The organism is Microcystis sp. M44BS1 (genome assembly GCF_020244875.1).
GTDB lineage: Bacteria > Cyanobacteriota > Cyanobacteriia > Cyanobacteriales > Microcystaceae > Microcystis > Microcystis panniformis.
Genome location: NZ_JADBVM010000150.1, coordinates 1 through 16854 on the forward strand (window position 1 = coordinate 1; position 16854 = coordinate 16854).

Annotated in this window: 15 protein-coding genes and 1 pseudogene; 11 read left to right on the top strand and 5 right to left on the bottom strand. The window is 42.5% G+C overall.

The genetic code is table 11. The annotated features are described in order from the left end of the window. A partial coding sequence (gene rnc, locus IM515_RS12330; RefSeq protein ID WP_287698014.1) for a ribonuclease III occupies positions 1–558 on the bottom strand: 558 nt, incomplete at its 3' end. A 58-nt stretch (positions 559–616) separates the two neighbouring features. Between rnc and IM515_RS12335 the strand changes: the two genes are divergently transcribed. The 10 genes from IM515_RS12335 to IM515_RS12380 all read left to right on the top strand — a co-directional run bounded on the left by IM515_RS12335 (position 617) and on the right by IM515_RS12380 (position 10588). Then, complete coding sequence (locus IM515_RS12335; protein WP_287630512.1) at positions 617–1183, top strand: hypothetical protein; 567 nt, start codon at positions 617–619, stop codon at positions 1181–1183. A 459-nt stretch (positions 1184–1642) separates the two neighbouring features. After that, entirely contained in the window at positions 1643–2671 is a 1029-nt protein-coding gene (locus IM515_RS12340) for a chlorophyll a/b binding light-harvesting protein (protein ID WP_002787228.1), read from the top strand. A gap of 266 nt (positions 2672–2937) precedes the next feature. Further along, positions 2938–3450, top strand: a complete 513-nt coding sequence (fldA, locus tag IM515_RS12345) for a flavodoxin FldA (RefSeq protein WP_002760221.1) — start codon at positions 2938–2940, stop codon at positions 3448–3450. Between the two features lie 146 nt (positions 3451–3596). Then, positions 3597–4340, top strand: a complete 744-nt coding sequence (locus tag IM515_RS12350; RefSeq protein WP_287630517.1) for an alpha/beta hydrolase — start codon at positions 3597–3599, stop codon at positions 4338–4340. A 19-nt stretch (positions 4341–4359) separates the two neighbouring features. Beyond that, entirely contained in the window at positions 4360–4737 is a 378-nt protein-coding gene (locus IM515_RS12355) for a hypothetical protein (protein WP_106908245.1), read from the top strand. A gap of 108 nt (positions 4738–4845) precedes the next feature. Further along, on the top strand, positions 4846–6702 hold the full coding sequence (gene thrS, locus IM515_RS12360; protein WP_287630518.1) for a threonine--tRNA ligase: 1857 nt from the start codon (positions 4846–4848) through the stop codon (positions 6700–6702). Positions 6703–6816: 114 nt separating this feature from the next. After that, positions 6817–7842: a CobW family GTP-binding protein gene (locus IM515_RS12365; protein ID WP_287630519.1), complete on the top strand. Its 1026-nt coding sequence runs from the start codon at positions 6817–6819 to the stop codon at positions 7840–7842. A 437-nt stretch (positions 7843–8279) separates the two neighbouring features. Then, positions 8280–9059, top strand: a complete 780-nt coding sequence (locus tag IM515_RS12370) for a hypothetical protein (RefSeq protein WP_287630520.1) — start codon at positions 8280–8282, stop codon at positions 9057–9059. Beyond that, complete coding sequence (locus IM515_RS12375; protein ID WP_287630521.1) at positions 9059–9868, top strand: metallophosphoesterase family protein; 810 nt, start codon at positions 9059–9061, stop codon at positions 9866–9868. Before IM515_RS12370 ends, IM515_RS12375 begins: the two co-directional genes overlap by 1 nt. A 21-nt stretch (positions 9869–9889) precedes the next feature. Continuing rightward, positions 9890–10588, top strand: coding sequence for a metallophosphoesterase family protein (locus IM515_RS12380; protein WP_287630522.1), 699 nt, complete (start codon positions 9890–9892; stop codon positions 10586–10588). A 331-nt stretch (positions 10589–10919) separates the two neighbouring features. Here the strand turns inward: IM515_RS12380 and IM515_RS12385 are convergent, their stop codons facing one another. The 4 genes from IM515_RS12385 to IM515_RS12400 form a co-directional block, all read right to left on the bottom strand. Then, on the bottom strand, positions 10920–11903 hold the full coding sequence (locus IM515_RS12385; RefSeq protein ID WP_287629448.1) for a methyltransferase domain-containing protein: 984 nt from the start codon (positions 11901–11903) through the stop codon (positions 10920–10922). 176 nt (positions 11904–12079) lie between these two features. Next, positions 12080–12319 carry a FeoC-like transcriptional regulator gene (locus tag IM515_RS12390; RefSeq protein WP_002792905.1) on the bottom strand — a complete coding sequence of 80 codons (240 nt, stop codon included), beginning with the start codon at positions 12317–12319 and terminating at the stop codon, positions 12080–12082. Positions 12320–12427: 108 nt separating this feature from the next. Next, on the bottom strand, positions 12428–14752 hold the full coding sequence (feoB, locus tag IM515_RS12395; protein WP_287629449.1) for a Fe(2+) transporter permease subunit FeoB: 2325 nt from the start codon (positions 14750–14752) through the stop codon (positions 12428–12430). 42 nt (positions 14753–14794) lie between these two features. Then, entirely contained in the window at positions 14795–15430 is a 636-nt protein-coding gene (locus tag IM515_RS12400) for a FeoA family protein (RefSeq protein WP_287629450.1), read from the bottom strand. A gap of 1283 nt (positions 15431–16713) precedes the next feature. Between IM515_RS12400 and IM515_RS12405 the strand changes: the two are divergent. Next, positions 16714–16854 (top strand): annotated as a pseudogene (locus IM515_RS12405) (IS200/IS605 family accessory protein TnpB-related protein); the annotation flags it as partial.

Genomic DNA, 16854 nt, shown 5'->3' on the forward strand with positions numbered 1-16854 from the left:
CCTAGCGTGGGGCGGTCCGGTAACATCGATGATCGCATATTCTGGATTAGAGGCGAAATTAGCCAGCGCCCACTGTTGAAAGAGATTTTTAGCATCGATAAAAGATGGCGATTCCGATTGTTGAGAGACTAAATGAGAGGCAACAGGGATAAAAAGCCCGTGCAGATAGTTTTTAACCGCATTTAACCCCGAATCTAGATAATAAGCCCCAATTATCGCTTCAAAAGTGTCCGCTAATAGGGTAGGATTCGATCGCCCCCGATCTTTAATTGCTCCCTTACCCAAACGCATTAACTCTCCCAGGCCGATTTCAATGCCCAATTGCGCTAATTGTTCTTCTTTGACCAAATTTGACCGCAAACGGGTTAATTCGGCCTCGTTCATGGCGGGATATTTTTGATACAATAGTTCGCCCACCAAAAAAGCCAAAATCGCGTCGCCCAAAAATTCTAGGCGCTCGTTATTTTCCGTCAATTCGGACTGTTCATTAACATAGGAACGATGGGTTAAAGCTTGGGTGAGAAGGAGAGCATTTTGAAAAGGAGGCAAACAAGACATTACAGAAATGATCAAGTCAAGAGCATTTCTTATCTTAATCCGACCCCACCGCGAATAGATGAGACGAACGATCCTTTTTTTACTGTTTTTTCCGGCTAGTTTAGGCATAATCTCCCAAATCTTCTCACCGGAAAACCTATCCGCTGCTATTCTTGCCCTAGGTACCCTGGTGATGTGTATTGAACAGGCACGCATGGCAGCGGTGGACTTGGCAGAAATTGCCCAATTTCAGCAAAAAACCAGCGATCCTCGCCTCGATCGCTTTTTTATGGTCACAGTTAGTACAATTGTTTTAGAATTATCGGGCTTTTATCTGGCTGCCCTCTGGATAGGATGGGGAGCTTTAATAGTTTTAGTCAGTCAAATTTGGTTTCATTGTTTAGCCAAAATTCAACTGCAGCCAAGCACGGAAAAAATCATTGACCATGGCATAGGGCCACGTTTACCCATCTTACTCGCTGACGGAATCGGCATAATCTTCGTGGCTTTCTGGTTAGCCAAAATCGCTCCCCTAATTATGGCCATGACTTTAACGACAATGTTATTAATCTACGGCTCTATTAAGTATCTTTTCAGAACTGGGGAGGGGGGAGAAAGGAAAATCCAGAGGCTGCAATCCCTATAAATGGGCGCTCAGAGACTCTGACGCAGTTTAAATTCAGTACAGCTTACCACAACCGACAGGGAGGCGAGTGGCACCAGCGGGTATTTTATCGAATAAAAAAGATATTTCAGGTTAAAAATGAAATAAAAAGCGTAAATAAGCTTAAATATGCTCTTTAATGCCTAATTATAGGCTTGTTTAAGTGATGACAAGCTAATTATCCTCTAGTCTTCGTTAAAAATTAATTAGTAATTATTCTCAATTATTTGAGGCGATTACTCTAGCTGCGATCCAAGATTCATGCTGAAAAGCCTTGATTGTCAAAGGCTGATCAGGCTAAAAATACTGAGGCATCAAAGGATACCGAGCAACTGTAACAATTCTTAACTTGACTTTATTGAGAATTATTCTAGACTAAGACTTAAAGCTTATTGCATATAATTATCAATAAGCTTGGTTCTATTTCCGTTAAAAGATGCCATGCAGACCTACGATAATCCTCAGATCGAATACGACTGGTGGGCAGGAAATGCCCGTTTTGCCGATAAATCAGGCTTATTTATCGTTGCTCACGTTGCTCAAGCTGCTTTAATCGCTTTTTGGGCAGGAGCCTTCACCTTATTTGAAATTTCCCAGTATCGCCCCGATATAGCCATGGCAGAACAGGGCTTAATTTTACTGCCGCACCTGGCCACTTTAGGCTTTGGAGTCGGAGAAAAGGGGCAAATCATCGATATCTATCCCTTTTTCGTGATTGGCTCAATTCATCTGATTTCTTCGGCAGTTTTGGGAGCAGGAGCCTTATTTCACCTGTTAAGAGTCCCAGAAACCCTGAAAGATTCCTCCGGTCCAGGGAAAAAATTCCATTTCGATTGGAGTGAACCCCGACAATTAGGAGTTATTCTCGGTCATCACCTGCTCTTTTTAGGTATAGCTGCATTATTATTAGTGGCCAAAGCTATGTACTGGGGGGGATTATACGACGCAACTATCGGCGCTGTCCGAGTCGTTAGTGAACCAACCCTCGATCCTTGGGTTATCTATGGCTATCAAACCCACTTCGCTACTGTGGACAATCTCGAAGATTTAGTCGGTGGTCATATCTACGTCGGTTTAATGTTAATTGGGGGCGGTATCTGGCATATTATCGTTCCCCCGCTCAAATGGGCGAGAAATGTGCTGATTTTCTCTGGAGAAGCCATTTTATCCTATTCTTTGGGCGGAATTGCCCTCGCTGGTTTCGTGGCCGCCTATTTCTGTGGGGTAAATACCCTCGCTTATCCAGTCGAATTTTACGGGCCAATTTTAGAAGTGAAGTTAGGAATTGCTCCCTACTTTGCCGACACGGTGAAATTGCCCTTTGGAGTACATACGGCGCGCTGTTGGTTAGCTAATGCCCACTTTTTTCTCGCTTTCTTCTTTTTACAAGGTCATCTCTGGCACGCTTTACGCGCGATGGGTTTTGACTTTAAACGAGTAGAAAAAGCCTTAAATGCGATAGAAGCCTAGTTTTTTTGAGGAAAATTAGGATAAATTATCGATTTTCCTAATTTTCCCCGCTGATCAATCTTTCTAACTGTCCCTTATGCCTTACTGTACCTGTTGTAACACCAAATTGCTGCATCACATTGGACGCTCTCGCTCTTATTGGTACTGTAGTTCTTGCCGGCAGGAAATGCCAGTTTCAGAGGCCGAAAACTGTAATCAGGGGCTTTATTCCCTATCAAGGAGAATTAAGAGTTAAACTCACTTATTTCGCAACAAGGACAAATTTTATGGCAAAAATTGGCTTATTTTTTGGCACGCAAACCGGCAAAACCGAAACGGTGGCGGAAATGATTCAGAAAGAATTTGGAGGTGAGGCAATTGTAGAATTACACGATATCTCCTCCGCTTCTACCGAGGATTTTGCCCCCTACGATGCCCTGATTATCGGTTGTCCCACATGGAATATCGGCGAATTACAAAGCGATTGGGAGGGTTTTTACGATGAATTGGATGACATTGATTTCGTCTCCAAAAAGGTCGCTTATTTCGGGATGGGGGATCAAATCGGTTATGCGGATAACTTTCAAGATGCTCTGGGGATACTGGAAGAAAAAATCGCCTCCCTAGGGGGTAAAACCGTCGGTTACTGGCCGACAGAAGGTTACGATTTTAACGAGTCGAAAGCCCTAAAAAATGGCAAATTTGTCGGTTTAGCCCTCGATGAAGACAACCAATCCGATTTAACTGAACAACGGATCAAAACCTGGGTCGCGGGACTTAAGGGCGAATTTGGCGTTTAGTTAGCTATCAATCAGTTATCAGTTATCAGTTATCAGTTATCAGTTACCAGTTACCAGTGAATAGTATTAAGTGGCTAGTTCGCAGCTTTCTTTTCACCGATTACTGATTACTGTTTACTGAAAAATCCCCTATATCCTTGATTATTATGTCTCGATTACCTGATGCAGTTTGGATTAATGTTAACCCCAGTTTTCGCCGTTTTGATCGCCCGGTGTTGGATTTTTTAGCCAGGGAAGTTGCGATCGCTGATTGGCAATACTGTCAATCTCTTGATCAGCCAGCTTCTCTTGATATTGCCTTGGTATTAATACAAGATTACCTGAAACAATGCGAGCGACCGCTGCATTTAGTCGGCCACGGCACGGGGGGATTAGTAGGATTACTGTATGCGCGTCGTTATCCAGAAAGGGTAAAATCCTTAACTTTGCTCTCTGTGGGAGTCTATCCGGCGATCGATTGGCAAGCTCATTATTATGTGCTATCAAAATTACTGCCTTGTTCTCGTCAAACTCTGCTCAATCAATCGGTTCACAATCTTTTTGGTCATCAATCCTGCGCTTTAACCCAAGAATATCGCTATCTCTTGGAAGAGGATTTATTATTGTCCCTTTCTCCCCATAATCTCTATCAGAATGCCCATTTCGCCCCGGGGACAGTTCCCGTACCCCTGTTAGTCTGTGGGGGAGATATCGATACGATTATCGATCAGCATTTGTTGCAGGGATGGCAACCCTGGTTAAAGTCAGGCGATCGCATTTGGAGTTGTCACAAAGGGCGTTATTTTTTCCACTATTCCCACCCCTACAGCGTCAGTCAAGAGATTTTTAGTTTCTGGCGATCTCTAGTTCCACAGGAATTTCTTTCTGAGCAAACTGTAATTATTCCTTAATTGACAAAAATCGAGATTTATGTTAAGGCTAATACCGCTCTTTTGTCCGATCGCAATCTGGATAACGCTGCTGTTCTTTTTTACTGCCCTTTTTCTTGCTGTTGCCCAAGGGCGCCGGCAGTTGCAAAAGCTGCATCGGATTCCCTGTAGTCGCTGTGTTTTTTGTACCGGAGATTATCGCTTGAAATGTGCGGTGCATCCAATGCGCGCTTTTTCGGAAGAGGCGCTCGATTGTCGGGATTTTGAGCGAGAAATTCAGGAAAATCAGAAAACGGGTTTCTTGAAGAAACCCGTTTTCTCAGTTTCTTTTCTCGTCATCATAACCTGGATTCTGGCTGTTAAGTCGAGAATATCGTCGGTAATCCCTGTTTTTAAAACGGGGAAACTTCCAGTTTGAGCGGTAAGCTATCAGCGTTGAGCTTGCCGCTAGAGGATTTGAGCGCATTTTTTCTCAGACATCAGCCCTCCTCTGCTAAGATGATAATCATTATCATTTTAGCTGGCAATGGTCAATCAGATTAAGTCCCCCCGAGCAGAAAGCTCCGTTATCGAGGAAGATTCGCAAAAAATCGTAAAAATACGCCATACTTGCGCCCATATCTTAGCGATGGCTGTCCAAACTCTCTTTCCTGACACCAAAGTCGCTATTGGTCCCTGGACAGAAACGGGATTTTACTACGATTTTGATCGCCCAACACCCTTTACCCCCGAAGATTTGGAGAAAATAGCGGCAGAAATGGGGCGAATTATCGGGAAAAACCTGCCAATTATCCGAGAAGTGCTGGAAAGAAGCGAAATTACGGCAGAAATCGAGCGCCTTAATCAACCCTACAAAAAGTTAATTTTAGAGAGAATTCCCCCAGATGAAACCATTACCCGTTATTTTATCGGTAGTCCGGACGCAGGACGGAGCGATCGAGAACCCTCGTTAATTGATGGCGCTGTTTCTCCCCCAGAAGAATTTTGGTGGGATCTGTGTGCGGGACCCCATCTCAACTCGACGGGGGAAATTAACCCAGATGCTTTCGTCTTGGAGAGTGTAGCGGGTGCTTATTGGCAAGGAGATGAAAAACAGCCGCAATTACAGCGAATTTACGGCACAGCTTGGCAAACCCCCGCAGAATTACAAAATTATCTCCAACAAAAAGAAGAAGCGCAGCGACGAGATCATCGCAAATTGGGACAACAATTAAAATTATTTAGCATCCAAGAAGATGCCGGTGGCGGCTTAGTTTTTTGGCATCCCCGGGGTGCAACAATGCGTTATTTAATCGAAGATTATTGGCGCCAAGCTCATTTAGAAGCGGGTTATCAATTTCTTTATACTCCCCATCTAGCTAATTTAGATCTGTGGAAAACTTCTGGACATTGGGACTTTTATCGCGACAATATGTTTGAGGCGATCGAGTTAGAACAGCAAAGCTATCAAATTAAGCCAATGAATTGTCCTTTTCATGTTTTAACCTATCAAAATGACCTGCATTCCTATCGAGAATTTCCCCTCAGATGGGCAGAATTAGGCACAGTTTATCGTTACGAGCGATCAGGGGTTTTACACGGATTAATGCGGGTAAGAGGTTTTACTCAAGATGATGCTCATATTTTCTGTTTACCAGAACAAATTGCCGCAGAGATTCTAGGAGTTTTGAACTTAACCGAGAAAATTCTCTCCGATTTTGGCTTTACTAATTATCAGATAAATTTATCGACTCGTCCCAGTAAATCCGTGGGTAGCGATAGTGTTTGGGAATTGGCAACAGCGGCTTTAATTGAGGCCTTAAATGCTAAAAAGTGGGATTATATTGAGGATCAGGGAGGTGGGGCTTTTTATGGTCCGAAAATTGATATAAAAATTCAAGATGCGATCGGTAGAATGTGGCAATGTTCCACGATTCAGGTCGATTTTAACTTGCCAGAACGCTTTGATATGCAATATGTCGCTAGGGATGGTACTCGGGAAAGACCGATTATGATTCATCGAGCTATTTTTGGCTCTTTGGAAAGATTTTTTGGTATCTTAATCGAGAATTATGCGGGAGATTTTCCTCTCTGGTTAGCACCTATTCAAGTCCGTTTATTACCCGTTAGTGATGAACAGCAGCATTATGCTTTAGAGGTAGCAATGCAGTTAAAACAAGCTGGTTATCGAGTGGAAATCGATAAAAGTGGTGAACGTTTAGGCAAACAAATTCGTACAGGAGAACTGGAAAAAATCCCTGTCTTAGCTGTGATTGGAAAACGAGAAGTTAGCAGTAAAACTCTAAGCATTCGCACTCGACAAGGGGGAGATTTAGGTTTGATGACGCTGGCAGATTTATTAGAAAAAATGCAAACAGCGATCCTATCTAAAACTAATCTCTGAAACTTTTGTATAAACCAGCAATTAGTGGATATCGATCCCCTCCAAGCGAATTTAACAGGGTTGAGAAAAGCCTATTTTCTGCCAATTAATTAACTTAAAAGTGGGTTAGCTGCCATGAGTTCTTTGATAATTCCTCTCTCCGATTCCCTCCCTTGCTTACCAAAATCGGGAATGCCTGTGACGATTATTACTGGTTTTTTGGGTAGTGGAAAAACTACCTTACTAAATCATATTCTTGACAATAAAGAAGGGTTAAAAGTTGCCGTATTAGTTAATGAGTTTGGGGATATTAATATTGATTCTCAATTGCTTGTTTCCATCGATGAAGATATGGTAGAATTGAGTAATGGCTGTATTTGTTGTACGATTAATGATAGTTTAATTGAGACAGTCTATCAGGTCTTAGAAAAGGAAATTCCCGTGGACTATCTAATCATTGAAACCACAGGATTAGCCGATCCTCTACCAATTATTCTGACTTTTTTAGCCACAGAATTAAAATATTTGACTCGCTTAGATTCTATTATTACCCTCGTGGATTCTGAAACCTTTACTGCCGATCATTTTGATAGTAATATTGCCCTTAGTCAAATTCGTTACGGTGACGTGGTAATTCTTAATAAAATAGATCGAGTCAGTGGCAAAAAATTAGACGATTTAGAAAAGTTTATTAGTCGAGAAAAACAGGGTATAAGACTCCTAAAAAGTAGTTATGGTCAGGTTCCTTTAGGTTTATTGTTAGATATAGGTTTAACTAAAGAAGAATTGTATAAAAAACAGTTGAGAGACTTTCAAAAAAATCGCCCAATCTCCAGTGATAATCAATCTCCTGAAGACTTTAATTTTGTCTCCTTTGTTAGCGATAAACCATTTAATCTAGATAAATTTGAACCTTTTCTCACGGAAAAAATGCCGATAAATGTTTTTCGAGCTAAAGGGATTCTCTGGTTTCAACAAAGCGATTTAAAACATATTTTTCAATTAAGTGGACAGCGTTACGATCTGCAAGCAGTAGAATGGGACACTGTACCCAACAATCAATTAGTTTTTATCGGCAGAAATTTGAATAAAGAGGAAATTGTGACACAACTAAACGAATGCTTGGCTAGTTCGCAAAAATTTCAAAAGTACAAACTATGAATAGACCTCTTGCAGAAATCAAAAATCGTTTTTAGGGTTAGGAGTCAGTAGTCAGGAAAATTAAGAATGAATAATAATCAATTAAATGGTCTATTTACAGATTTTATGCCATTTAATCCTTATTTTTGCGGTGATCGATTAAGGGAGAAAACGGGTTTCTTGAAGAAACCCGTTTTCTTGTTGAAAAAATTATCCCGAAAGCGATCGATTAAGGGAACAATTAAAAACGAGGGGAATTACCTTAGTTGATTTACCCGATGGACAAAGCCAATGGTATCCTAGAGAAAAGAGCCATAACCATGATTAATATCCCAAGAAACCGCCAATTTTTCCCAAAATAACCTGGCTAAGTCTAGAGGATTGGTTAAGGAAGATTACTTGCCCCAATCTAACTTATGCTAGAATGATTATCATTACCACAGTAGAGAAGGAGCAGAATGATTATCGTGGTGACGGGGGGTATAGCTGCGGGAAAAACCCATTGGATTCGCGAACAAATCGCTCAGAGCAAGCAGCCAAGTCTATATTTTAGTCCCCAGACGGAAACTTTTCCCATTGATCATCTCACTTTACAGAGTGACTTTCCCCAGTTGTCCTCTATTTCTAGGGAAGAAGAAGACCGTTTAGGCAGTTTATCCGTCGAAAACACGGTCTATATGGAAGTGCCGTGGCATTTAGACACGCAATCCCTCGAAAGCTTTCTAAAACCCCTCAATTGTCATCGGGTAGCGATTACGTCTCCAGAAGCAGAAATCTCCGAAGGACAAGTTCCCGTCGATGAAATTGTCATCAGTCCGGTCAAAACGACAATAAAAGGTGATCAATGGTTAAAAAAACGAGAAATACAGATTTATAGAGCCGTTTTAACGGGAGAAATCCTCGATTTTTCCAGTTTAACTACCTTTTGGACAGAATTAACCCAAGGGGCCTATGGGGAAGTGCTGCGGGTTAAAAGTATCTTCGATATCATCGATGGTCAGTGTATTTATGGGGAATTTATGGTTGAATGGCCAGAAAAAGACTTTCAAAGTTTAAATTTACCCTTAAATCTCGATGGGAGACCGAATCGCTTTAGTGGGATTGAAATCGTCGGTCGCAATCTCGATAAACCGACAATTGCCGATACCCTGAGTGATTGTTGTCTGTCCGATGAGGCACTTTTTTATTATCAACAACAATTTCAAGAATCTTTAGAGCCAGAAATGGAGTTAATATGATGAAAATAGCCGTTTTATCCTGTATTCATGGCAATATGCCCGCTTTTAACGCTGTTTTGCAAGATTTAGACCAACAGGGTTGTCAAGAAATCTACTGTTTAGGGGATTTAGTCGGGTATGGACCCCATCCTAACCAAGTGGTGGAAAAAATCCGTCAACTGGGGATTACTACAGTACAAGGGTGTTGGGATGAGGATATCGTTGAGGGATTAAATGCCTGTGAATGCAGTTATCCGTCGCTTTTAGCAGAAAAACGCGGTAGATTAGCTCATGAGTGGACAAATCAAATAATCACCCCAGAAAACCGTAATTATTTGTCAAAACTGCCCGAAATTTTTAAGCTAGATCACCTCTGTTTTGTCCATGGTAGTCCCCAAAGTAACCATGAGTACCTTTTAGCCGAAATGGACGCTTTTACGGCTTTAGAACGGGTTTTATCGGTAGATACAGAGGTTTTATTCTGTGGACATACCCACATCCCCTACATTCGCACTCTCGACGCGGGAAGCTTGCAAATAAAAGTGTATCAACCGGATGGGGAACAGTCGTGGCAATTTACCACACCGGTCAAGCGTATCATCAACGTGGGATCGGTGGGAGAACCGCGTCACGGTCGTCCAAATGCCACCTATGTGATTTACGATCGAGAAACGGCAGCGGTACAACTGCGAGAAGTGGCCTATAACTATCAAGAAACCTGTCAGGCTATTTTAGCATCGGGTTTACCTCCTATTTTCGCTTGGCGATTGGCTAAGGGTCTAGAATATGCGGAAAAAGCCGATGATCCGACTCATGTTTGCGAACGTTAATTTGTGATAAATCAAGAAATTATGTGGGCAATTTTAAGCGGTATTCAAGGCAATTTACCAGCCTATCAAGCGGTCTTGGAAGATATTCAGCAACGGTCAGTTACTGTAGAAAATTTATATATTTTAGGAGATTTTATCGGTGTTAATCCCGATAGTGAAATGCTGGTAGAACAAATACGTTATCCCACTAAAAATAACTTATATCCACAGGTTTGTCGGGGATGGTGGGAAGAACAATGTCTAATTTTACACAGTTTAGGAGCAACAGGAGAACCGAAGGAATTAATCGATAAACATGGAATTGATAGTACTAAACAACTCTGGGATGCAGTTTCTTTAGAAACGGTGCAATGGTTACGAAATCTCGATTTTGGTTTTGTCGAGTTGGATTGTTTATTAATTCATGGCAGTAGTGTCAGTGTTAGTGAAGAATTAACCCCCGATACTCCCCCATGGCAAATTTTAGATCGACTGCAACGGGTGGGAGTTAATAATCTATTTTGTGGTCGTGCGGGAAAAGTTTTTGATTATTCTTTACAGTCCGCTAATTTAACCAGCACTGTTACTACTTTAGATAAACGGCAACCAAGTCAAACTTTGACGATTCAAGATAAGCGTTTAATTGGGGTTGGTAGCGTTGGTAAAGAATTAAATAAAGCAGTTTACACTCTCTATAATCCCAGTAATAATTGCGTGGAGTTTAGAACCGTACCTTATTAATCCATGAAAGATTAATTAAATATTAAAGATTAATTTAAGTAGGTAGGCGTTAAAAATTATCAAACACCCCCCTTATCAAGGGGGGATTTATCTTCAATTTAATTAGGGTTTGCTGAAAAAGTACGGGCGAAGCATTCGGATAGAAAATCTACGGTTTCACCGATAGGTTATTGCCCGAATGCTTCGCCCCTACAGGACGCGGGCCGATGAAGACGCAAGGTTTGGAACCACAATTCTCTCAAAATCTTGCACCTGTGGGAGCGAGAAAAGCCACAAAAACCTTACCTTGCCTACATTTCACATTTATTCAGCAAGCCCTAATTATAACCAGCTACATAACTGAGGTAAGAGACTCTTGCTGACTTGCTTGCAGATGGGATTGAGCGCGAACAGCGCGGAACATCCCAAAACGACATAAACCCGTGCCAAAGGCCAAACGCATCAGCAGAATTGTCGGCACTTCTCGGACGGATTTAACCAATCCAGTCAGACCAAATTGCCACCAACCTTGGGGACGAATCACCCCCTGCCAAATGGTATCAATCCAAGAGGGTAGAGTGGCTGTTGTCCAGTCAGCAGTCATCACTCCCCCATCTACCAATCCCGTGGCCGCTAACTGTTCGGCAAAACCTTCGATACTGGCAAAAGCGGGGTGGGACCACTGATCCAAAAGTTGGCGCATGACGGGACGTTCCCAGAAATTAAGCGGTTTTTGACGGTCATCTCGCTGATTCCAGTCCGCTACCACCAGGACTCCCCCCGGCTTAAGAACTCGCAGTAATTCCTGAGCAAAAACGGCTTTGTCCGGCATATGGGGACCGGCTTCGATTGACCAGACCACATCAAAACTCTCGTCGGGAAAAGAAAGGGCCATGGCATCATCGACCAAAAAGCGAGCATTTAAATCTGGGGGTGTTAGTTCTTTGGCCCGTGCCACTTGTTTGGGACTAATGGTGACACCAGTAACGGCAAACCCGTAGTCCCGGGCCAGAATGCGACTGCTGCCACCAATACCACAACCGACATCAAGGAGAGTTGCACCGGCGGGTAATTTATCCAAACCTCCCCAAGAGACCATTTCCGCCACAAAGTCGGCTTTTGCCGCTAGAAAGTCTTTTTTTTCTGCTGGGGAACCGTAGTGACCTAAATGGATGTGTTCGCCCCAATAATATTCTAAAATCCCGTCCTGGGTCCATTGGTCGTAGGAATTGGCCACCGAGTCCGACGATTGGTACTTGCGAGAGGAAACAAAATAGACGACGATAGCGATCGCTAGGAGTAACCCTAAAGATGATGTCACCAAAAGTATATTCATTCAATCCTACTGGGCAAACTGACACAAAGCTTAATAACTCTTAAAGATTATATAACTTTGAGGTTCTGCGGTTGAGTGACTTTGGTTCCTCGCCAGAAATTAACTATCCCAGTTGAAAGCGACTGGTAATACAGCAGTTATCTTAATAGTTAGATCACTTCTGTAGTATTAAACTTTTATCTGTTTGTCCCTGTGGAATTGCCCTCAATCCATTCGTAAAAAGCCATAGATTCCGGGGAACAACGGCTGCATCCTCCGCATTTTTCTAGGGAAATCAGGCGAATTCGCCCTTTTTTCAGCAAGCGATCGAGCATGGGACTTAAGGCATCCGCTGACATCCGAAAGTGTGTAGATAAGTCAGACAGAGATGCTTTCTGATTTTTGGCAAGATAAGCCTGTATATCGGTTAAAATCATGGTTTATAAGCGAAAAAATTGATAAAAATTGCTTGATTGCGGTGGGTTACGGCGAATCTAAATAATTAGTTAGTTGCCTAGCTTTTTGTCGCCTAACCCACCCTACTTTTAAATTGCTGGACGGTTGATTTTTCGGGGACGGAGATTTTTTAAGGTGAATAAAACCCCGACTACGGTTAAACCCATCAAGACTATCCAAAAGAGAGAAAATCCCGGATGTCGAGAAAAAGTGGCGATTTGATAGAAGGAAGTGGCAACAATATAGGCCATTCCTGTGGTCCAGAGAGCAATAAAAGCAGTCCAACCGGCATTAGTTTCGCGATATACGGCCGATGTGGCCGAAACACAGGGGAAATAGAGCAGAACAAACAAAAGATAGGCAAAAGCACCCGCTTGACCATCAAATCTTTTCGCCATCGCCCCAAAGATTCCTAAATCTACCTCTTGCTCTTCGGCAGCCGTTTTTTGATCTTGCAGATCACCAATATTCAAACCCAAGGGATCAAGTAATTGATTGGGTAATTGCGCTAAATTGGCGGGAATAGTGGCAATAGCTGCCTGAATTTGCCCCCAAAAGTCGAATTTTTCAGCTGCTGCCCCCTTATTAGGGTTATCTTCCCCTGCTAGTTGGCTGTAAATTGAGTTTAATGTGCCTACCATCGCTTCTTTGGCAAAAACTCCCGTAAAAATGCCCACCGTTGCCGGCCAATTTTGCTGCTCTAGTCCCATGGGTGAGAAAATAGGAGTTACAGCTTTACTGGTGGCACTTAAAACCGATCGCTCGCTGTCTTGATTACCAAAAGAACCATCAAAACTGAGGGAGTTGAGTAGTCCCAAAATCATCACCATTAAAACGATAACTCGTCCAGCTTTCCATAAAAACGCTTGCAGACGTTCCCAAGTGCGAATTAAAACCCCTTTCAGACGCGGTAGATGATAGGGAGGCAATTCCATAATAAAGTGACTGATTTCTCCCTTGAGTAGGGTTTTTTTCATCACCAATCCCGTCAAAATAGCGGCGAGAATTCCTAAGATATAAAGACCAAAAACGATGTTTTGACCACCTATGGGGAAAAAAGCCGCCGCAAATAGGGCATAAACAGGTAATCTGGCCCCACAGGACATAAAAGGGTTCATCATAATCGTCATTAAACGATCGCGGGAATTTTCCAGGGTCCTGGTGGCCATAATTGCCGGCACATTGCAACCAAATCCCACTAGCATGGGAACAAAGGATTTACCCGGCAATCCCACCAAACGCATCAATCGGTCCATGACGAAGGCTGCCCGGGCCATATAGCCAGAATCCTCTAAAATTGACAAAAAGAGGAACATAAAGCCAATTACGGGGATAAAAGTGGCGACGGTTTGCACACCTCCCCCCGCTCCATCAGCGAGCAGAGCAATTAGCCAACCCGGGGTATGGATTGTTTGTAAAACTTGGGCAAAACCATCGACAAAGATAGTCTGGGCAGTTAAATCGAAGAAATCGATAAAGGCAGCACTAACATTGATGGTAAACAAGAACATTAGGTACATTACGCCCAAAAATATCGGAATTCCCCACCAGCGATCGAGAACAATGCGATCAAGGCGATCGGACATGGTATCATTTATCTTTCCAGTCCGTTGAGTGGCTCCCTGGGTAACTTGTTGAATAAAGCCATAACGAGTATCAGCAATTAAAATATCAAGGTCTTCCCCTAAAACTTGGTGTATTTGTCGTCTATGCTTGACGATAATGCTTAATAGTTCCTGGGAGCGCAATTCTGGGGCGATGCGATCCTCGTATTGCAGTAGGTTTAAAGCAGTCCATCTTGGCTCAACCATCCTTTTACTGCTATGGTCGTCAATGTAGGCAACAATCTCGTTAAGAGCTTCCTCAATTACCGCAGGATAAGCGACATAAGCGGCAGTATGGCTAATATTACTGACTAATTCCCCAATTTTTTGCTTTAATTCTCCGATTCCTTCCCCTTTAACCGCACTAATCGCCACGACAATTGCATCTATGCGAACGCTTAAGAGCTGCGGATTAACCACAATACCCCTAGTTTTGGCCACATCCATCATATTCAGGGCAATCAACATCGGTAAACGCATCTCCATGATTTGGGTAGTTAGGTAGAGATTACGCTCTAAATTAGAAGCATCGACGATATTAATCACTAAATCCGCCTCTCCTGACAGTAGATAGTCCCTAGCGACTAATTCATCCATTCCTGTCTCCCCTTCTTCCACATCAAGGGAATAGACTCCGGGTAAATCCACAAGGGTGATATCTTCCCCGTTAACTTGAAATCGTCCCTCTTTGCGATCGACTGTTACTCCCGGCCAGTTGCCGGTCCGTTGATTGGCTCCTGTGAGAGCATTAAAAAGGGTAGTTTTGCCACAGTTAGGATTGCCAATTAAGGCGATAATCGGTTTGACCATAATTTAGGATATTAAGTGACGAATAGGCTTAGATAATTAAATTTAGCTTTCTGGGTCTATTTCTTCCACGATTAAAGCGTCTGCCTCCTGTTTACGCAGACTGAGATGAAATCCCCGCACTTGAATCTCGACGGGATCCCCCAAAGGTGCCACACGAATGACGGTAAACTCTGTCCCCGGAGTTAATCCCATTGATAACAATTTTCCTTTGTATCCTCGTAATGCTCGGTCATAACCGACGACTTTACCCGCTTTTCCTATGGGTATCTCCCGCAGAAATGTTCTTACTTCAGGTAGGTCTTTTTTGGGTTCCAGTTTTTTCGGTTGACTGTCACTAACGAGGATTTTTTCGGCCATTTCTGCCCCGATACCAATACGATTGTCTTGAATGGCAATTAAAACTGACCCGCTTGGTTGGGAACTAATTACCTGTAATTGAATACCGGGGTTTAATCCCATACCTAGGAGTCGATTAATCCCTCCTGTCCCCTGAAATCCCGCTAACCAGACGGTTTTTCCCATTTCCACTTGTGCTAAAGGATAAGTGGCAGCCAAGTCATTACCCCTGGGAGTGACATTATCTAATTCTGCCTCTGTACCGCCCCAATAGGAGAATTGGTCGTCTTTTTGCCAGTTTTCTGGTTTTTCTGGTTCATTAGGTCTAATTTTATCGTCCATGCTTTTCTTATCTCCAAAGGTAATGAAGGTCTTTCATTCAAGAGTGACAATAATTTCTTGATAGCTCATCGAGTTTACTGAAGTAGCCAAAGGGTGAGAACTCCCCTAATGTCAGCCTCAGTCAACGGTTTTTGAACTGTATCGGAATTGCGATTGCTTAAATAAATGCTAATTATTCTCAATTACCAGTCTAATCCAAAAGGGGAGACAGAAAAGAAAAATATTTATTTAGGGTCGGCTGAATAATGGTAAAACCCTTTGAAAATAAGGCTTTTGACCTGTTAAAATCCGATGTTAGTGCTGCGAAAATCGGATTGGGATCCCCAAAAACCTGGCATTATCCTCCTTTTAGTACATAAATTAGTACAAAAAGAGAGGGCAACAAAGCCTGAAACGACCGGCTACTGACGACCGACTCCTAACCCCACCAACAAACTTTTTGCCGCAAACCCTACCTAGTGGTCTGCGGCAAAAAGTAGGGGCGAAGCATTCGGGCAATAACCTATCGGTGAAACCGTAGATTTTCTATCCGAATGCTTCGCCCCTACAGGACTACATTTCACATTTATTCAGCCAGCCCTAAGTAAATCGAATCTGTCTTTCTGTTTGTGTTCTTTATGCCTTTGTGTTTATCCTTAACTCTTATGGGATAACCGGACAGAAAAAAGTTTAGTTTTAAATATTGGCGATACTTTCAACACTTTAGCCCCCCTATTCTCTGGGTCTTCTTGTAGCTTAAAAAAGGGTGCATCTCACATTTGCAGAAATATCGACAATCAGCAATTATCAGTGACTCTTAAATTATTACAAATATATCAACAACTGCCTGTAATACCATTTTTCTTTATTCGTTTCCCTCACCCCCTTCCCTGTCCCAGAGCGTTAGAGGGGAGGGGGTGAGGGCAATTAACCATCTCTGCCATTACTTTTGAAAAATGGGATAATTCGTTGTCAGTATCTCCAAACAATGACTAATGAAATTAAAAACTTGACTAACTATCATTGGCTAACCTATCGCTGAAACCGTAGATTTCCTATCGGAATGTTTCGCCCCTACTTTTTCAGCCAACCCCAATTAGGGTTGGCTGAAAAAGTAGGCTCTTCGGTTTGTGTTATGCAATGGACGGGAGTTATAAGGGATGGAACCCTTATATAGAAAGGCATTTAGCGATTTTTGTCAATTGTTTTTGCTCTAGAGCGAACTAATCAATTAAGTCTCTTGCCAGATAAGGGTTTAGTCGATTTATGCCCCCCTATCGAACCATACCAAGTAACGAAGAACCGGAAAAGTCAACAATCAAAAATTTGTGACCATCCCTCATGCTCGATTAATTGAGATGATTAGTTATAAATGTCAATTAGAAGGAATCTCTGTGATTCTTCAAGAAGAATCCTATACCTCAGCTTCTAATTTTTTGAATGAC

What these genes read in the sequence shown, in the direction of transcription:
- IM515_RS12370 (WP_287630520.1), top strand. Translation starts at nt 8,280, where the DNA reads ATGATTATCGTGGTGACGGGGGGTATAGCTGCGGGAAAAACCCATTGG.
- IM515_RS12375 (WP_287630521.1), top strand. Translation starts at nt 9,059, where the DNA reads ATGAAAATAGCCGTTTTATCCTGTATTCATGGCAATATGCCCGCTTTT.
- fldA (WP_002760221.1), top strand. Translation starts at nt 2,938, where the DNA reads ATGGCAAAAATTGGCTTATTTTTTGGCACGCAAACCGGCAAAACCGAA.
- IM515_RS12385 (WP_287629448.1), bottom strand. Translation starts at nt 11,903, where the DNA reads ATGAATATACTTTTGGTGACATCATCTTTAGGGTTACTCCTAGCGATC.
- feoB (WP_287629449.1), bottom strand. Translation starts at nt 14,752, where the DNA reads ATGGTCAAACCGATTATCGCCTTAATTGGCAATCCTAACTGTGGCAAA.
- IM515_RS12400 (WP_287629450.1), bottom strand. Translation starts at nt 15,430, where the DNA reads ATGGACGATAAAATTAGACCTAATGAACCAGAAAAACCAGAAAACTGG.
- thrS (WP_287630518.1), top strand. Translation starts at nt 4,846, where the DNA reads ATGGTCAATCAGATTAAGTCCCCCCGAGCAGAAAGCTCCGTTATCGAG.
- IM515_RS12390 (WP_002792905.1), bottom strand. Translation starts at nt 12,319, where the DNA reads ATGATTTTAACCGATATACAGGCTTATCTTGCCAAAAATCAGAAAGCA.
- IM515_RS12380 (WP_287630522.1), top strand. Translation starts at nt 9,890, where the DNA reads ATGTGGGCAATTTTAAGCGGTATTCAAGGCAATTTACCAGCCTATCAA.
- IM515_RS12350 (WP_287630517.1), top strand. Translation starts at nt 3,597, where the DNA reads ATGTCTCGATTACCTGATGCAGTTTGGATTAATGTTAACCCCAGTTTT.
- IM515_RS12335 (WP_287630512.1), top strand. Translation starts at nt 617, where the DNA reads ATGAGACGAACGATCCTTTTTTTACTGTTTTTTCCGGCTAGTTTAGGC.
- IM515_RS12340 (WP_002787228.1), top strand. Translation starts at nt 1,643, where the DNA reads ATGCAGACCTACGATAATCCTCAGATCGAATACGACTGGTGGGCAGGA.
- IM515_RS12365 (WP_287630519.1), top strand. Translation starts at nt 6,817, where the DNA reads ATGAGTTCTTTGATAATTCCTCTCTCCGATTCCCTCCCTTGCTTACCA.
- IM515_RS12355 (WP_106908245.1), top strand. Translation starts at nt 4,360, where the DNA reads ATGTTAAGGCTAATACCGCTCTTTTGTCCGATCGCAATCTGGATAACG.